Consider the following 17089-nt stretch of genomic DNA (forward strand, 5'->3'; position numbering starts at 1 on the left):
GCGGGCTGGATTAATTCAGGAAGAAAACCATGCTGAAAATAATGACCTCTGCTGTACCCGCCCTCATTCTGTCACTTGCTGCATTCAGTGCCGGTGCCGCTCAACTTCCGGCAAGTCTGATGGATAAAGACAATCCCGGCCAGGAGTACTGGTGCCAGGGTAACGATATTAACACCTCCATGTGCTCACTGACCGGTGTCAGCGACGACCATAAATTTGCCCTGATTCAGGACCTGCCGGGCCCGGCCTGTGAGGACCTAAGCTTCGGGGTTATCGATCTGGTGCGCCAGACAGGTGTCAACATTCCTTACGACGGTGGTGACTGTATGGGCGATGTGCAGGCCAGTTTTCTACGCGGCACGAAAGATAATGCCCTGTATGTGAAAATTGTCCGGGGCAGCAAAACCCTGCGGCTGTATAAGGTACAAACCGGTTACTGATTATCACCCCCACACCTGCATACACCCACAACCCCTGACGCGGCAGCGTCAGGGGTTTTTGCTTTTAAGGTACATCGAATGCCTGAATCTCACATGCTGCCACCGGGACCTTTTACCCGACAGCAGGCCGAAGCGGTTACCCGCAGGTATCGCAACATCAGCATTGAAGACGACCAGGGCACACACTTCCGCCTGGTGGTTCGTGACTCTGAAGGTCGAATGATCTGGCGGGCGTGATGCTTTGAACCGGATGCCGGTGAAGGGCTTAACCGTTATATCCGCAAGTCAGGCATCCTCAGAGCATCCTCCTCCTGACCACACCCATTCATCATCCCTGTATGTCCTTTATTTCCCATACGCCAGCCATCGTTGCTGGCGTTTTTATTGACGGAGAGTATCCATGACGACACAAACTCAATGCGAATTGGTACCCGCTAATGAACCTCAATTTGCCCTTACTGCAACACCAGTACTTGACGAACAGCGTCTCGATTTCTGGCCACTGCACTTTGGCGCTATCCCGCAGTGGATAACGCTGGAACCCCGTATTTTCGCCTGGATGGACCGCTTCTGTGATGAGTACAACGGCGGTATCTGGTCCTTTTACACGCTCAGTAATGGCGGCGCGTTTATGGCTCCTGATGCTGACAGTGACGATAAATGGCATCTGCTCAACGGCATGAACGGCAATGGTGCGGAAATGAGCGCAGAAGCCGCAGGTATCGCTGTTTGCCTGATTGAATACAGCCATCACGCCTGTCGTACAGAATGTGACGCAATGAACGCACACTATTATCGCCTGCGGGACTATGCCCTGCAGCATCCTGAAGCTTACGCCATTCTGCGCATCATCGACTGACCGGAGGTACAACGAATGAAACAGCTTTCCTTTTTACCCGGCGAGATAACGCCACAGGACCGGCGTCTCATCCAGCGCGCCCTCAGGATTCTGGACCGGCATCTGCATGAGCCCGGGGTAGCCTTCACCTCCACCCACGCCGTACGTGAATGGCTGCGACTGCATATGGCCGCGCTTGAGCGGGAAGAGTTCCGGGTGTTGTATCTGGACAACCAGAATCAGCTTATTGCCCATGAGACGCTCTTTAGCGGCACGATTAACCGCACCGAGGTCCATCCCCGGGAAGTGGTCAAACGTGCCCTGTATTTCAATGCGGCGGCGGTGATACTGGCGCATAACCATCCTTCCGGCGAGACAACGCCCAGCCATGCTGATAAAGCCCTCACGCAGCGGCTGGTACAGACACTTCAATTGGTGGATATCCGCGTACCTGACCATCTGATTGTTGGTGGCAGGCAAGTCTACTCGTTCGCAGAACACGGTCTGCTGTGAGGTATTACATGAAAATTATCAGTAAACGCCGGGCAATGACGATATACCGTCAGCATCCTGAGTCCCGAATCTTTCGTTACTGCACCGGAAAATATCAGTGGCACGGTAGCGTTTGTCATTACACTGGCAGGGACGTTCCGGATATCACTGGAGTCCTGGCTGTGTACGCCGAACGCTGCCAGGATCGCAACGGGCCTTATGCCTGCCTGATGAGTATTACCCTGAGCTGACAATAAAGTAGGTTATAAATGAGCAACATTACATGGGGCCTGCAGCGGGATATCACGCCGCGCCTGGGAGCACGTTTGGTGCAGGAGGGGAGCCGGCTGCATTATTTAGCTGACCGGGCCAGCATCACCGGTAAATTCAGTGACGCCGAATGCCGGAAGCTGGATGAAACTTTCCCGCATTTTATCAGCCGGATGGAATCCATGCTGACCACGGGTGAAATGAATCCTCGCCATGCCCACTGCGTCACCCTTTACCACAACGGTTTTACCTGCAAAGCCGACACCCTTGGCAGTTGCGGCTACGTATACATCGCTGTTTATCCCACTCACCGCTAACTAATTTCACGAGAGCAAATATGAAAACTCTACCTGCAACAACTCCGCAGGCGGCGAAGCTATGTCTGTCGCCAGTGGCTGTCTGGCAAATGTTACTGACACGCCTGCTGGAAAAACACTATGGTCTGACCCTGAACGATACGCCGTTCAGTGATGAAACCGTTATAAAGGAACATATCGATGCCGGTATCACTCTCGCTAATGCCATTAACTTTCTAGTGGAAAAGTACGAACTGGTTCGTATCGATCGCAGAGGGTTTAGCTGGCAAGAACAAACGCCATATCTCACGAATATTGATATCATGAGGGCCCGCCGCGATCTGGGTTTATTAAATCGTAATTAGTCTGATGCTACTGGTGTCGCTGCTTTCGAGTATGCCTGCCATTTGCTATCATCTCGCTTCCTGCTGATTTATCGACAAAGGTAATTACTTGAATTCAAAGCCTCTGTGCTTTGGGGGTATCTTTGGGGGTATAAGTTAAGATATAACTTGGAAATTCTATATTTTTCAAGTCATTGATTGGTTTGTTCTAATCCCTTCGCCCCGCTCCAAAATTCTCTCCCTGTAGTTAATCCTTAAAAACGTTAGATAGCGACACCGGAATCCGGTGGTAGCGTGCTGTTACCTTCACCCAGATTACGTTGTAGCAATACCGTGTCGAGCCATAGCCCATGTTTGAAGCCAATGTTTTTCAGTGTGCCGATTTGCGTAAATCCGGCCTGCTGATGGACTTTTAACGATCCCTGATTATTGCTGTCGCCGACGATGGCAATCAGTTGCCGATAACCCTGTGCTTCAGCCCAGCCAATCACATGACGCAGTAAGGCTTTTCCTACACCCTGACGCTGAGCCGTTGGAGCAATATAAATCGAATCCTCAAGGGTATAGCGGTAGGCATAACGCTCGCGGTAGCGGGTGAGGTAGCAATACCCGATGACCTTATCTTCCTGCAGAGCGACGACCCACGGCAGCCCGAGGCTGCGGATTTTTTCCAGACGAGCAAGCATCTCGTGTGCATCCGGCGGGTCGGTTTCAAAGCTGCCGGTACCGTGAAGAACATGATGTGCATAGATATCGCGTATGGCGGGGATGTGCTTTTCTTCTGCGTTAACGATTTTCATTGACCGGCTCCCATTGGCGTCTTTGCCCAGATTACCTGAAAGACTGAGGGGAAGGTAAGTGCAAAAAATTATGCTTCTATCAGTTGCTTGTAATGCAAATAGGCTTGCATATTGTAAGGGGAAATAATTGATTGTGGTTGATATTGTCAATAGTACGCAAGGTTGGTAAATATATTAACAGGTAGAGTAATACACAATTATTCACGCATGTATTTGATTGAGTTTCCAAATACCAATTATGGTAGGTTTCGAAAAATGATAAATAAAGTTGTTTGATTTCAACGCATTGTTACTGTATCTAATTCTTCTTGCGCCTGTACCCTTATTTTCATTTCATTGGTCCTGTTTGAGCCCTAAAAATTAAGTTATATTTTGTTGTTAGCAGAGAGCCTATTATCAGATTTTTCTCTATTCACCTCTCAAAATAGTTACCATGCAAACAGTTGCGCGGTGTAGCTATGCTAACCAGCAATAGTAAGCATCGTCACATGATGTCACCGGGCATACTTTGTTTAAATCCAGAATTCAATCCCAAGAGTATTAGGATTATTTAGTCTAAAATACTTTTTTGCCTAAGACTTTTCTTATTGCGTAGCCACGAACTACATGGAGTGATAAAATTCCCGAGTTTATGCCTCCTGTCCAACGATTAGAGGACGCGGTGCGGGTAGTCAATAAGACGAAAGAATTAATTGCTTCATAACCCTATTACGAAATAAGCGGCAGTGCATCTTACATGGTCGGCAACTGTCATGGATTGACCGTAACTTATTGAAAACGCTTATTTTTACTCTGATGTAAGATATAAGGGCAGATATGTTCAGTATGCGTCGACATGCCAACTTCATTAAACGTTTTAAGTCTGTAAGCTGTTTATTTACGGCAAGCATTCTTTTCCCTATGCAAATCTCTGCTGCGGTATCAGATTATGATGCTTTGGTTATTGAAGCGCGGGGGGGGAATAGTGCGCCACTATTGCGCTACCTTGAGGATCAGGGAAAGAAAAGTGCGCTAACGCCAAATCAGGTTGCCGACTGGCTGCAAGTTTCTGGTTGGGTTGAGAACAACGATAAAACAACCATTCAAATCTGGCAGCGGTATCGTGGGCAGATGGATGTGCCTGCGCGCGGCAAAGTCGCCGCTGCACGTGCGTACCGTAACCAGAAAAACTGGAATGATTCATTGGCGGTGTGGGAAAGCGTTTTACAGGAAGAGCCTGATAACGTGGATGTACGCACCGGCTGGATAATGACGTTGGCGGATGCGCGCTACAACCAACAAGCCCTTACTGAAGCGAATAAATGGGCGCAGGCGCATCCGGGCGCAGACTCCGACGCACTGCTTGCCTACGTATATCATTCTCAGGGGAAAAACTGGGATGCACTGTTGGTTGCCAGCCAGGCGGATGATGTTGATCCAGGCAACAAAAATGCAAAATCCACGCTGCTATCTGCGCTGTCGGCGAACCGCGTTTCCGGACCCGCTTTAAATATGGCTGAGGTCGTTCCCACGGCTGATCCAGTGAAGCGCCGTCTTGAGCTTGATGCGGCGGCTGAAATGGTACGCTCCTCCTATACGTCCGCACGTAATGAAGAAGAACGGTTTATCGTGGCCGATAAAGCGCTGGCCCGTTATGACCAGTTGCTGGCGGCCTGGAAAGATGAGCCGTCTGCGCAGAATGATGTCCGTCGGGCGAGAATTGACCGTATGGGTGCCTTGTTGGTGCGTAAGCGTACTGCCGAAGTGATTGATGAGTATGAGTCCCTTTCTGCAAGCGGCGAAGTACCAAACTATGCAAAACGCTGGGTGGCATCAGCATGGTTAAGCGAACGTCAGCCGGAAAAAACCGAAGCGATGCTGGCGAGCATCTACTACCCGAATGGACCTATCCCGGTGACGCCGCTCAGTCCTGAGGATCAACAAGATCTGTTCTACGCGCACATTGATAATGAAAACTTCGATGCTGCCAAAAAACAAGTCGATGATTTGATCAAAGAGAGTCCGTATCTGCGGCGTATCTATGGCTCGCCAACGCCGCAGCCTAACGATAACTGGCTGCTCGGACAGTCTCTACTGACGCAATATCATATCGCTGCCAATGAACTGCCAGAGGCAGAAAAGCTCGCAGAGCATCTGGCACGAACAGGCTCTGGTAACCAGGGATTGCGCATTTCCTATGCCTCTGTGCTTGAAGCGCGTGGATTGCCGCATGCGGCGGAGAAAGAGCTTAAGCTGGCGGAAGTCATTGAACCAAGCAACCTAGAGCTGGAACGTCAGCAGGCTTACGTTGCACTGGATCTTCAGGAGTGGAAACAGGCAGATGAACTGACGGATGACGTTATTGCCCGTAGCCCGGATGATGAAGCGACGCTACGCCTCGCGCGTATTCGTGATGTCCACAAAATGTCGGAAGTGCGCATTAGCGGAACGCAGGGGATCTCGTCCGATAGCCCGGTCAGCGGTAAGAATGACTTCAACATCAACACGGCTATTTACAGTCCGCCGATTAATGACAACTGGCGACTGTTTACCGGATTCAACTTTGCTACCGGTGAATTTGAGGAAGGGAAGGGCATCAGCCGCGATCTGGCGGCGGGGGCAGAATGGACTTCCCGTGATTACTGGGCGGAAATGGAAGTGTCAGGCCGAAATTATGGCGATGGTCAGAAGATTGGCGGGCGTCTATCCGGCTGGCATGACTTTAATGACAACTGGCGCGTTGGTGGGTCGGCCGAACGCCTCTCTCGCAATACCCCGTTGCGCGCGCTGCGTAGTGGCGTGTATGCCAACGGCGGCGATATGTTTGTTCGCTGGTATCAAAACGAACGACGTGAATATCAACTGTCGTTTGCCGCATCACATTTCTCGGACGGTAACGATCGCATCGAATATGGACTCAGCGGAAAAGAGCGCATGTGGACCACGCCGCGCTTCACGCTGGACTTTACGCCGGGTATCGGCGGGAGCACCAACACCAAAGAGAATGTGCCGTATTACAACCCGAAGAGTGATTTTTCCGTTGTCCCTGGCTTGAGCGCGGAGCAGGTTCTTTACCGCCACTATGATACCGTCTGGACGCAGCAAGGCCTGGCAGGCGTAGGTGGCTACTGGCAGCAAGGTGAAGATGCAGGTGCTATCGTCCAGGTGGGATACGGCCAACGGCTTAAATGGAACAACGTCGTAGATGGCGGGGTGATGCTGATTTGGGATAAACGCCCCTATGACGGTAAACGTGAGCGGAATATCTCCCTCGCTTTCGATTTAAATGTCAGGTTTTAAGGATTGTTCATGCTGAAAAGATGCCTGTGGCTTAGCGCATTAATCGCTGGCTGGTTGATGATTACCGCGTGCAGCAGCGCGCACAATACAACGCCTCGCTATGTTCCTCCCGCAGAGAGAACACCGCTGACGGCGGATCATCCGTGGCCGAAAAATAGCTTTCTGGTGCTCGGCTACCATGATGTGGAGGATGGTGCAGCCGACCAGCGCTACCTCTCTGTGCGTACCAGCGCGTTGAGCGACCAAATGGCCTGGCTGCGTGATAATGGCTATCAGCCGATCAGCGTGCAGCAAATTCTGGACGCCCATGACGGTAAAATTGTACTGCCGGAAAAAGCGGTATTACTCACCTTTGACGACGGATATAGCAGTTTTTATACCCGCGTCTGGCCATTGCTGAAAGCCTACAACTGGCCTGCACTCTGGGCACCAGTAGGCAGTTGGGTTGATGCGCCAGCCAACAAAAAAGTCGATTTTGGCGGCTTAATGACCGCGCGAGACAAATTCGCCACCTGGAAAATGGTCGAAGAAATGGGCAAGTCGCCGTTGGTAGAAGTCGGTGCGCACACCTGGAACTCGCACTTTGGCGCTGAGGCCAACCCGCAGGGGAGTAAAGAGCCCGCTGTGGCGAACCGCCTGTATGATAAGAAAACCGGCACTTACGAAACGGACGAACAGTACACGCGACGTATAAACACGGATATCTCTCTGATCACTAACAAGATCAAAGCGGTGACCGGCAAATCGCCGCGCGCGTGGGTATGGCCTTACGGCGCAGCCAACGGTACAACGTTAAACCTGGCCAAAGAGCATGGCTATAAGATGGCCTTTACGCTTAATGAAGGGTTGGCAAATGCCGCGTTTCTCGATGATATTCCGCGCGTGCTGATTTCTGATAACCCATCCCTTAAGCGCTTTGCCAGTCAGGTCGCTCAGGTCCGTGAACCACAGACGATGCGCGTGATGCATGTCGATCTGGATTACGTGTATGACAAAGACCCTGCTCAGCAGAAGCGAAATATCGATAAGCTGATCCAGCGCGTTTATGACATGCGTATTTCTCATGTCTTCCTGCAGGCGTACGCCGATCCGCAGGGCGACGGGAATATTCGCGAACTCTATTTCCCCAACCGCTGGCTGCCGATGCGTGCCGATCTCTTTAACTATATCTCCTGGCAGTTACAAACGCGGGCAGGGGTGACGGTGTATGCCTGGATGCCGGTTCTGGCTTTCGATCTCGACGCGTCCATTCCACGCGTAACCGCATGGGATCCGAAAACGGGACGCACTGCTATCAATCACGAGAACTATGTTCGTCTCTCGCCCTGGGACAGCGAAGCGCGCAAACGCATCACTGAAATCTATGAAGACCTGGCGAAGCACGCCAGCTTCAAAGGTATTTTGTTCCATGACGATGCTTTCCTGACGGATTTTGAAGATGCGTCACCGGAGGCGTTAGCCGCCTACCGTGCCGCAGGGCTTCCGGGCAGTATCGAGCAAATACGTAATAATCCTCAGGCGTTCGAGCGCTGGACTCGCCTGAAAAGTAAGATGCTGATTGACTTCACCAAACAGCTGACCCGGACGGTGCGTAATATTCGCGGTCCACAGGTGCAAACTGCGCGCAATATTTACGCCATGCCGGTACTGGAGCCTGAAAGTGAAGCCTGGTTTGCACAAAACCTGAATGATTTCCTCAATACCTATGACTGGACGGCGCCGATGGCGATGCCATTCATGGAACAGATCCCGGCCAATGATGCCAACGCATGGCTTGACCGACTGGTGAATGCCGTTGCACAAACCCCTGGGGCGCTGGATAAAACCGTGTTTGAACTGCAGGCACGAGACTGGCGTAAATCCGGGGATCAGGCTGAAATCAGCGGAAAACAAATAGCCGAATGGATGCGCCAGCTGAAATTAAGCGGTGCAGGTAACTACGGCTATTACCCGGATGATTTCATCAGCGACAAACCTGAGATGTCAGAGATTCGCTCGACGTTCTCCTCATACTGGTATCCGCAAAAATGACCGATCGCATTATTGCTTTCCTGATACTTTGCCTGATGTTCAGCCTGCCGTTTGGCGTGGCTGTCATCTTTACAGGTGAAGTGATGTTGAACTTCGTCTTCTTCTGGCCTTTGTTCATGTCTGCTTTGTGGATAAGCGGCGGGGTCTATTTCTGGTTTTACCGTGAACGTCACTGGAAATGGGGAGATGACACGCCACCACCGACCCTGCCGGGGAATCCACTGGTGTCCATTCTGATCCCCTGTTTTAACGAAGGGATCAATGCGCGTGAAACCATTGAGGCAGCACTGGCACAGCGATATAAGAATATCGAAGTGATCGCCATCAACGATGGTTCGACGGATGACACTCACGACGTGCTGGAACAACTGGCAGTGGAATACCCCAGCCTGCGGGTTATTCATCTTGCTGAAAACCAGGGTAAAGCGCTGGCGCTCAAGACCGGTGCAGCCGCTGCGCGCAGTGATTACCTGGTGTGCATTGATGGCGATGCGTTACTGGATCGTGATGCCGTTGCCTATATTGTGGCTCCGCTGATCCAGTTCCCGCGCGTTGGTGCAGTGACGGGGAACCCGCGTATTCGAACCCGCTCTACGTTAATTGGTCGTGTTCAGGTCGGTGAGTTCTCTTCCATTATCGGCTTAATTAAGCGTACTCAGCGAGTCTATGGGCAGATCTTTACCGTTTCCGGCGTAGTTGCGGCGTTTCGTCGTCGCGCGTTGGCCGAGGTCGGTTACTGGAGCCCGGACATGATCACCGAAGATATCGATATCAGCTGGAAGCTGCAATTGCGCCACTGGTCGGTATTCTTTGAGCCGCGCGCACTGTGCTGGATCCTGATGCCTGAAACATTAAAAGGGCTATGGAAGCAGCGTTTGCGCTGGGCGCAGGGTGGTGCAGAGGTGTTTATCGTTAACATGCGTCGTCTGTGGTCGTGGGAGTTCCGTCGCATGTGGCCGCTGTTTCTTGAGTTCTGTTTTTCTACCGCCTGGTCGTTTGCCTATGCGATCAGTATCGTGCTGTTCCTGTTAGGGCTGATGATCCCGATGCCGGACTCGCTGTATGTACAGCATCTGTTCCCGCCAGCCTTTACCGGGCTTATCCTCGGCGTGGTGTGCTTGTTGCAGTTTGCGGTGAGCCTGATGATTGAACGACGCTATGAAAAAGGCATTGGCGCCTCGTTGTTCTGGATTATCTGGTTCCCGGTGGTGTACTGGATGCTAAGCCTGTTCACCACGCTGGTCGCGTTCCCGAAAGTGATGCTCAAACGCAAACGTGGCAGAGCGCGTTGGGTGAGTCCTGACCGCGGTATTGGGAGGATTGAATCATGAACCAGCCACTGATCTTCACGGAGCGGCGTTTGCTGCCGCGCATCATCGATGTGTTGTTGACGGCCATCGCATGGGTTGGATTTATCTATTTGATCTATAAAGGGCTGATCACAGCCCTGGCGCATTCACCGTATATGGGTGTGCGACCCTTTTTCACCACGCTGGATACGGTCACGTTTTATATCCTTGTCGCCCTGGTCAACGGCCTGGTGCTGATTGGCTGGGCGAAGTACAACCAGTTTCGTTTTCGGGTCGAACGCCGCAGTCGCAGACCCGGGCTTGAAGACCATGAGCTGGCAGAAAGTTTGCGTATTACCCGGGAGCTGGTTACGGAACTGAACAAGGCGAGGGTGCTGACGGTCCACCATCATGAGAATGGCGAAATCAGTCATATCGATGTGGACAGGGATATTGCCGATAACCGCCTCCCGCCGCCGACGCCTGCGATGCTGGAGTATTTGCCGCCAGAGCCGCAGCCGTCGATACAGAAAAAGCCTGAATGATATTTCTGCTTTCAGCCGCTTCCTTCAGCCTCGCATAGGTCTATGATTAGACCCAGACAATAAAAAAATGCGAGGCAATGTCGTGGATAAGGAACTACTGGATGCAGGTTACCGGGCCTATACCGGCGAGAAGATTGACGTCTACTTCAACACGGCGATGTGTCAGCATTCGGGCAATTGCGTGCGGGGAAGCGCGAAGCTGTTTAACCTGAAACGTAAACCGTGGATTATTCCGGATGAAGTGGACGTTGCCACGGTCATCAAGGTCATCGATACCTGTCCGAGCGGTGCGCTGAAATATCGCCAAAAATGAGTGAGGGAAGCATGGAAATTCTTGCAGGCCATAACAAGTTTTATGTCAATGATGCTGAGGGCAACCAGGTTGCCGAGATTGTTTTCGTGCCGACGGGCGAGCATCTGAGCATCATTGAACATACCGATGTCGATCCCAGCCTGAAAGGTCAGGGCGTCGGCAAACAGCTGGTGGCGAAAGTGGTAGAGAAGATGCGCGCTGAAAACCGCAAAGTGATTCCGCTGTGCCCGTTTGCCAAACATGAATTTGATAAAACCCGCGAGTACGACGATATCCGCGCCTGATTATCTTATATGCACCGGAAGGTATAACAGCCATCCGGTGCATCACGCCCGATGCAGTAAATCCTGATAAATCCCCGTCAGTATCCCTTGTGGGCCAAACTCTTTTTTAATCCACTGAGTGACACGACCGGTTGCCGAGTGCTGGGTTGCCAATAGCATTCGTGAATCCTGACGTGGGTTGTGGATCTGCCGTGTCACCAGCAATGACTTTTCCATCGCCTCGCGCACCATATAGTCTGGCAGAAAACCGATACCCTCCCCCAGGATCTGGCACTGGCACTTGGTATTAAAATCGGGAACCAGAATCGACTCCTGTCCGTGTAACAGCCAGCCGACCTTCTTATTGATGGTATGTGCGGTGTCTTCCACCATGATGTTCGGGTACAGGCGCAGTTGGCTCTCAGAAATGGGTTCAGGCATAAACGCCAGCGGATGATCCGGGGCAATAGCGAACGACCAACGGATCGCGCCGATCTCGGTGTAATCAATTCCGCCGCCGTCCAGTAATGTATCGGGCGCGCCAATGGCGATATTGGCCAGGTTATTGATGATCGAATCCCAGACGCCGTTATACACCTCTGTAGTGACGGTTATCTGGCAGGTTGGAAACTGTTTCTTGAGTACCTGCAGCAGCCTCGCCGTATGTTGAGGGGTATACAACAGCTGGTTAATGCAGATGCGCACCCGAGCCTCAATTCCCTGAGCGATGGTATCAATGCTGCGCTTGATGGCGTGGAAATCGTTGAGCAGGTCGGTCGCCTTGCGAAACAGGTAACGCCCGGACTCGGTCAGCTCAATGCTGCGAGTACTGCGGGTAAACAGCACCACGTCGAGACCCATTTCCATGCGCTTAATGGTGTAACTAATTGCCGATGTGGTTAAGCCAAGCTCCTCCGCTGCCTTGCTGAAACTGCTATAGCGGGCAGCCATCGTAAATGCCAGTAGGTTTTCCTCGGTAAATATTGAATTCATCTTTCTCCCCTCCGGCGACAATGCGCATCCGCAACACGATGATTGTTGAATGTATTTGTAATCCTTATACAGAGCAATCAGTTTTGAACAGAATTTAACACTAGTTTTACATTTGATTTGAAGGCAATCACACTTCTGTATTTTAATTGCAGGCCGCTATCCGTGCAGCATACCGCCTGATTTTCCGGACTACTGATTAGTGGCTATAAGGGCCCCAGCCATAAGGGAAAGATTGCACTACAGCACGTTTTGCTCTCATTGTTAAAATTGATTCAATAATCGATGCGCTAACGATGAATGAAATTTAAGCGGATGTTATTCTCTGCACTCTATTGCTATTCTCAGGTTATCGGATATTTAAAAAGTCTAAAAAACTGCAGGAGAGCGATTATGTCAGAGAAAGAACTCATTACTGAATTTCTGCTGGCGGCAGAGCAGGGCAATGCCGATGGATTAAAATCCTGTCTGGCAAAAAATGTGGATATTAACGCCACCAACCGCCAGGGGCGTACTGCCATTATTATTGCCAGCCTGAATAAACATTATGACTGTGTTTCTTTATTGATTGCTGCGGGTGCCGATATTAATAAACAAGATCAAACTTGTTTTAACCCCTTCCTGATTAGCTGCCTGACTAATGATTTAACGCTGTTGCGTACGGTATTACCGGCTGACCCCGACCTCAATTGCCTGAGCCGTTTTGGCGGCGTTGGTATTACACCTGCCAGCGAAAAAGGTCATGTCGAGATCGTGCGCGAACTACTGCTGCGTACCGATATCAATGTCAACCATACTAATTTTGTTGGCTGGACGCCGCTCCTGGAAGCCATCGTGCTAAATGACGGCGGTGCGAAGCAGCAGGAGATCGTTAAGCTGCTGCTCGACCATGGCGCAAACCCGCACATGACGGATAAATACGGTAAAACCCCGCTGGAACTGGCGCGAGAGAAAGGGTACCACGAAATTGCCGAGCTGCTGATTGCGGCCGGAGCCTGACACAGGAGCGCCATTATCGCTACGCCATCACGGCGATGCGTACGGGCGCTAACCGCAGACAGCGCGTTTCTCACTTTCCGAGGAACGGGACGGGTTGAACAGGTTTTTTCTCACGCGGTAAACCTGTTGATACCCGAACAGCAGCGGCTGCTGACGTTACTGAGTGAAGATTGTGATAACGCACCTAACAGCTGTCGGTTGGCGCTGACGCATTGTGAAGACCTGTTTCACCCCGGTGAGCGGGTCAATTTTAGCGGGTCGGGAATAGTTGTTGGCAATGATAAATGGATAGAAACCGCCGGTTGCCAGCTGTGGCGAATACCACGGTGGACATCTGATGCAGCAAGCCTTGCCGCAGTCGGCTGGCAGCACTGGGAAGAGGTTATCCGCCAACAGCTAAGAAGCGACGACACATTATTTCTGTACCGGGGTGACAATCCGTTTTATCAGGAAATCACCCGTCAATTACTCAACCGCCGACAAACATTACTGACGGCGTTGCGTACAGGAGAAAATATTACTACGGCAGTCAGCCATTTAATTGGTTTGGGGATAGGGCTGACGCCCTCATCGGATGATTATTTAGTAGGCTTAAGCACTATTTTATTTATTCCCGGACATCCGCTGAGGAAATATCGAGATGATTTTTTAGCGGCATTGCAACGTGCAGGAAATAATACAACGCTACTTAGCAAAGTAACGCTAGAGGAAGCATTTAATCAGCGTTATCGGGAAAGTATCGGACGGCTGCTGAACCAATTTATTACTGAGCAACAACTCGTTTCTACGCAATATATTACTGACATTAAAAATATCGGTTCAAGTTCTGGCTGCGACATGCTGTATGGCATGGCGGATGCCTGCGCCCTGAGCCACAGGTCCGGAGGGAATTATGTCGATCAGGATAGTTGTTAAAAAGAACACGTATTTTGATTCTGTCTCACTGATGTCTATCTCCACGCGCGCAAATAAGCTCGATGGCGTTGAGCAGGCGTTTGTGGCTATGGCGACAGAGATGAATAAGGGCGTGCTGAAGAATCTCGGCCTGCTGACGTCTGAACTGGAAGAGGCGAAAAGTGGCGATCTGATGATTGTCATTAAAGGCGCGAGCGACGAAGCAAACGCGCAAACGCTGGTGGCTATCGATGAACTGTTTACGCATAAAGAGCAGGGGGGTCAGCACGAAGCGCGCTATGCCACGCTTGCCAGCGCGAAAAAGCATGTGCCTGAGAGCAATCTGGCGGTGATCTCGGTCAATGGCCTGTTTGCCGCGCGTGAAGCGCGTCAGGCGCTGCAAAATAACCTCAATGTGATGCTGTTCTCTGACAATGTCTCTCTTGAGGACGAGCTGGCGCTTAAGCAGCTGGCGCATGAAAAAGGGCTGTTGATGATGGGACCAGATTGTGGAACCGCCATTATTAACGGCGCGGCGCTGTGTTTTGGCAACGCGGTGCGTCGCGGCAACATCGGAATTATTGGTGCCTCCGGTACCGGTAGCCAGGAACTGAGCGTACGCATTCACGAGTTTGGCGGCGGGATTTCCCAGCTGATTGGCACAGGTGGACGCGATCTGAGCGAAAAGATTGGTGGTCTGATGATGCTTGACGCGATTGGCATGCTGGAGGCCGATCCGCAAACCGAGATCATCGCGCTTATCTCCAAACCGCCTGCGCCAGCGGTGGCGCGCAAGGTGCTGGAACGTGCGCGCGCCTGTCATAAGCCCGTGGTGGTGTGTTTCCTGGGCCGTGAAGCCGCGCCTGCGGATGAAAAAGGCCTGCAGTTTGCCCGCGGTACTAAAGAGGCGGCGTTGAAAGCGGTACTGCTGACCGGCGTGAAAAAAGAGAGTCTGGATCTGCATCCGCTCAACTGGCCGCTGATTGAAGAGGTTCGCGCCCGTCTGACTCCACAGCAAAAGTACATCCGTGGCTTGTTCTGCGGTGGCACGTTGTGCGATGAGGCGATGTTTGCTGCCATGGAAAAACATGCCGAAGTTTACAGCAACATTCATCCGGATCCGGCGTTCCGCCTGAAAGATCTCAACCGCAGCGTGGCGCATACCTTCCTCGATTTCGGTGATGATGATTTTACCAACGGCAAACCGCACCCGATGATCGATCCCACCAACCGCATTAGTCGTCTGTTGCAGGAAGCGCGCGATCCTGAAGTTGGCGTGATCGTGATGGACTTCGTCCTTGGATTTGGATCGCATGAAGATCCGGTTGGCGTGATGCTCGATGCGATCGTTGAAGCCAAAGCGATCGCCGCCGCAGACGGTCGTCCGCTTGAGATCCTCGGCTATGTGCTGGGAACCGATCTTGATACGCCGTCGCTGGAAAAACAGTGTCAGATGCTGACCGACGCCGGGGTTATCTGGGCGAGCAGTAGCACCAACACCGGATTGCTGGCGCGTGAATTTATCTGTAAAGGGGAGGAAGCCTGATGAGCCAGACACTGTTTAACCAGCCGCTGAACGTGATTAACGTTGGCATCGCAATGTTCAGCGATGACCTGAAAAAGCAGAACGTACCGGTGACCCAGCTCGACTGGACGCCGCCGGGCCAGGGCAACATGCAGGTGGTAGCGGCACTGGACGACATTGCCGATTCACCGTTGGCAGACAAAATCGCGGCCGCTAACCAGCAGGCGCTGGAACGCATTATCCAGTCGCATCCGGTGCTAATTGGCTATGACCAGGCGATCAACGTCGTGCCGGGCATGACCCGTAACACCATCCTGCACGCCGGGCCGCCAATCCGCTGGGAAAAAATGTGCGGCGCAATGAAGGGGGCGGTAACCGGGGCGCTGGTCTTTGAAGGGCTGGCGAAAGATCTGGATGAAGCCGCGGAACTGGCCGCCTCGGGTGAAATCATCTTCTCTCCGTGCCACGAGCATGACTGTGTCGGCTCGATGGCGGGCGTGACGTCGGCATCGATGTTTATGCACATCGTCGAGAACAAAACCTATGGCAACCGCGCATATACCAATATGAGCGAGCAGATGGCGAAGATCCTGCGTATGGGCGCGAACGATCAGAGCGTTATCGATCGTTTGAACTGGATGCGCGATGTGCTGGGACCGATGCTGCGCGACGCTATGAAACTGGCGGGCGAAATCGATCTGCGCCTGATGCTGGCGCAGGCATTGCACATGGGTGATGAGTGCCATAACCGCAACAACGCCGGGACGGCGCTGCTGATTCAGGCGCTGACGCCGTGGATTATTCAGACCGGCTATCCGGTTGAGCAGCAACGTGAGGTGTTCGAGTTCGTCCTTAGTAGTGATTACTTCTCCGGACCGACCTGGATGGCGATGTGTAAAGCCGCAATGGACGCTGCACACGGTATTGAATACAGCACCGTGGTGACGACGATGGCACGCAACGGCGTTGAGTTCGGTCTGCGCATTAGCGGCTTACCGGGCCAGTGGTTTACCGGTCCGGCGCAGCAGGTGATTGGGCCGATGTTTGCGGGCTACAAGCCGGAAGATTCCGGACGTGATATCGGCGATAGCGCGATCACCGAAACCTACGGCATTGGCGGTTTCGCGATGGCGACGGCACCGGCCATCGTAGCGCTGGTGGGCGGTACGGTCGAAGAGGCCGTTGATTTCTCTCGCCAGATGCGAGAAATCACTCTCGGCGAAAACCCCAACGTCACCATTCCGCTGCTTGGTTTTATGGGCGTACCGACCGCTATCGACATTACGCGCGTGGGCAGCACCGGCATTTTGCCAGTGATCAACACCGCCATTGCGCACAAAGATGCGGGGATCGGCATGATCGGCGCCGGAATAGTTCACCCGCCGTTCGCCTGTTTTGAAAAGGCGATCCTCAACTGGCGCGACCGCTACTGCCAATAACAATAACCGGGGCTAACGCGATTAGCCCCACAGTAGCGAAGC

Annotated in this window: 18 protein-coding genes and 1 pseudogene; 17 read left to right on the forward strand and 2 right to left on the reverse strand. The window is 52.2% G+C overall.

Translation table 11 applies throughout. From position 1 onward, the window contains the following. The first annotated feature begins 29 nt into the window (after positions 1 to 29). From OGY68_RS13600 to OGY68_RS13630, 7 genes and pseudogenes are all read left to right on the forward strand, one after another. Positions 30 to 440, forward strand: a complete 411-nt coding sequence (locus tag OGY68_RS13600) for a hypothetical protein (protein WP_057067445.1) — start codon at positions 30 to 32, stop codon at positions 438 to 440. A gap of 78 nt (positions 441 to 518) precedes the next feature. Next, positions 519 to 755, forward strand: a pseudogene (locus OGY68_RS13605) (DUF905 domain-containing protein). An 85-nt stretch (positions 756 to 840) separates the two neighbouring features. Continuing rightward, entirely contained in the window at positions 841 to 1299 is a 459-nt protein-coding gene (locus OGY68_RS13610; RefSeq protein WP_057067444.1) for an antirestriction protein, read from the forward strand. 15 nt (positions 1300 to 1314) lie between these two features. Further along, positions 1315 to 1791: a RadC family protein gene (gene radC / locus OGY68_RS13615; protein WP_057067443.1), complete on the forward strand. Its 477-nt coding sequence runs from the start codon at positions 1315 to 1317 to the stop codon at positions 1789 to 1791. 8 nt (positions 1792 to 1799) lie between these two features. Then, positions 1800 to 2021 (forward strand): DUF987 domain-containing protein, encoded by a 222-nt coding sequence (locus tag OGY68_RS13620; protein ID WP_071941310.1) that lies wholly within the window; start codon positions 1800 to 1802, stop codon positions 2019 to 2021. Positions 2022 to 2039: 18 nt separating this feature from the next. After that, positions 2040 to 2357 (forward strand): type IV toxin-antitoxin system YeeU family antitoxin, encoded by a 318-nt coding sequence (locus OGY68_RS13625; protein ID WP_057067442.1) that lies wholly within the window; start codon positions 2040 to 2042, stop codon positions 2355 to 2357. A gap of 20 nt (positions 2358 to 2377) precedes the next feature. Continuing rightward, positions 2378 to 2701, forward strand: a complete 324-nt coding sequence (locus tag OGY68_RS13630; protein WP_057067441.1) for a TA system toxin CbtA family protein — start codon at positions 2378 to 2380, stop codon at positions 2699 to 2701. 242 nt (positions 2702 to 2943) lie between these two features. On the opposite strand, the gene OGY68_RS13635 is transcribed toward OGY68_RS13630, so the two are convergent. Further along, on the reverse strand, positions 2944 to 3480 hold the full coding sequence (locus OGY68_RS13635) for a GNAT family N-acetyltransferase (RefSeq protein ID WP_057067440.1): 537 nt from the start codon (positions 3478 to 3480) through the stop codon (positions 2944 to 2946). 816 nt (positions 3481 to 4296) lie between these two features. Between OGY68_RS13635 and pgaA the strand changes: the two genes are divergently transcribed. The 6 genes from pgaA to OGY68_RS13665 all read left to right on the forward strand — a co-directional run bounded on the left by pgaA (position 4297) and on the right by OGY68_RS13665 (position 11221). Next, positions 4297 to 6759: a poly-beta-1,6 N-acetyl-D-glucosamine export porin PgaA gene (gene pgaA, locus OGY68_RS13640; RefSeq protein WP_057067439.1), complete on the forward strand. Its 2463-nt coding sequence runs from the start codon at positions 4297 to 4299 to the stop codon at positions 6757 to 6759. Between the two features lie 9 nt (positions 6760 to 6768). After that, positions 6769 to 8790, forward strand: coding sequence for a poly-beta-1,6-N-acetyl-D-glucosamine N-deacetylase PgaB (pgaB, locus tag OGY68_RS13645; protein WP_048215612.1), 2022 nt, complete (start codon positions 6769 to 6771; stop codon positions 8788 to 8790). Next, the gene (gene pgaC, locus OGY68_RS13650; RefSeq protein WP_003033859.1) at positions 8787 to 10121 is read left to right on the forward strand and encodes a poly-beta-1,6-N-acetyl-D-glucosamine synthase; all 1335 of its coding nucleotides are present in this window, start codon (positions 8787 to 8789) and stop codon (positions 10119 to 10121) included. Before pgaB ends, pgaC begins: the two co-directional genes overlap by 4 nt. Beyond that, on the forward strand, positions 10118 to 10624 hold the full coding sequence (gene pgaD / locus OGY68_RS13655) for a poly-beta-1,6-N-acetyl-D-glucosamine biosynthesis protein PgaD (RefSeq protein ID WP_003825542.1): 507 nt from the start codon (positions 10118 to 10120) through the stop codon (positions 10622 to 10624). The genes pgaC and pgaD overlap by 4 nt, the downstream gene beginning before the upstream one ends. An 82-nt stretch (positions 10625 to 10706) precedes the next feature. Next, on the forward strand, positions 10707 to 10937 hold the full coding sequence (yjdI, locus tag OGY68_RS13660; protein WP_003825544.1) for a 4Fe-4S mono-cluster protein YjdI: 231 nt from the start codon (positions 10707 to 10709) through the stop codon (positions 10935 to 10937). Between the two features lie 11 nt (positions 10938 to 10948). Further along, a complete protein-coding gene (locus OGY68_RS13665; RefSeq protein WP_003033869.1) occupies positions 10949 to 11221 on the forward strand; it encodes a GNAT family N-acetyltransferase in 273 nt (90 codons plus the stop codon). Between the two features lie 42 nt (positions 11222 to 11263). On the opposite strand, the gene OGY68_RS13670 is transcribed toward OGY68_RS13665, so the two are convergent. Next, entirely contained in the window at positions 11264 to 12193 is a 930-nt protein-coding gene (locus tag OGY68_RS13670; protein ID WP_003825551.1) for a LysR substrate-binding domain-containing protein, read from the reverse strand. Between the two features lie 390 nt (positions 12194 to 12583). Here OGY68_RS13670 and OGY68_RS13675 point away from each other — a divergent pair, with 390 nt between their 5' ends. From OGY68_RS13675 to OGY68_RS13690, 4 genes are read left to right on the forward strand one after another with little or no spacing between them, the layout of a single operon-like run. Next, positions 12584 to 13189 carry an ankyrin repeat domain-containing protein gene (locus OGY68_RS13675; RefSeq protein ID WP_008785731.1) on the forward strand — a complete coding sequence of 202 codons (606 nt, stop codon included), beginning with the start codon at positions 12584 to 12586 and terminating at the stop codon, positions 13187 to 13189. Positions 13190 to 13204: 15 nt separating this feature from the next. Then, positions 13205 to 14104 (forward strand): oxamate carbamoyltransferase subunit AllH family protein, encoded by a 900-nt coding sequence (locus OGY68_RS13680; RefSeq protein WP_074439552.1) that lies wholly within the window; start codon positions 13205 to 13207, stop codon positions 14102 to 14104. Further along, the gene (fdrA, locus tag OGY68_RS13685; RefSeq protein ID WP_057067437.1) at positions 14082 to 15629 is read left to right on the forward strand and encodes an acyl-CoA synthetase FdrA; all 1548 of its coding nucleotides are present in this window, start codon (positions 14082 to 14084) and stop codon (positions 15627 to 15629) included. The genes OGY68_RS13680 and fdrA overlap by 23 nt, the downstream gene beginning before the upstream one ends. Beyond that, positions 15629 to 17047, forward strand: coding sequence for a YlbE family protein (locus tag OGY68_RS13690; protein WP_008785728.1), 1419 nt, complete (start codon positions 15629 to 15631; stop codon positions 17045 to 17047). Before fdrA ends, OGY68_RS13690 begins: the two co-directional genes overlap by 1 nt. Positions 17048 to 17089: the final 42 nt, after the last annotated feature.

The organism is Citrobacter sp. Cpo065 (assembly GCF_030332805.1).
Taxonomy (GTDB): domain Bacteria; phylum Pseudomonadota; class Gammaproteobacteria; order Enterobacterales; family Enterobacteriaceae; genus Citrobacter; species Citrobacter portucalensis.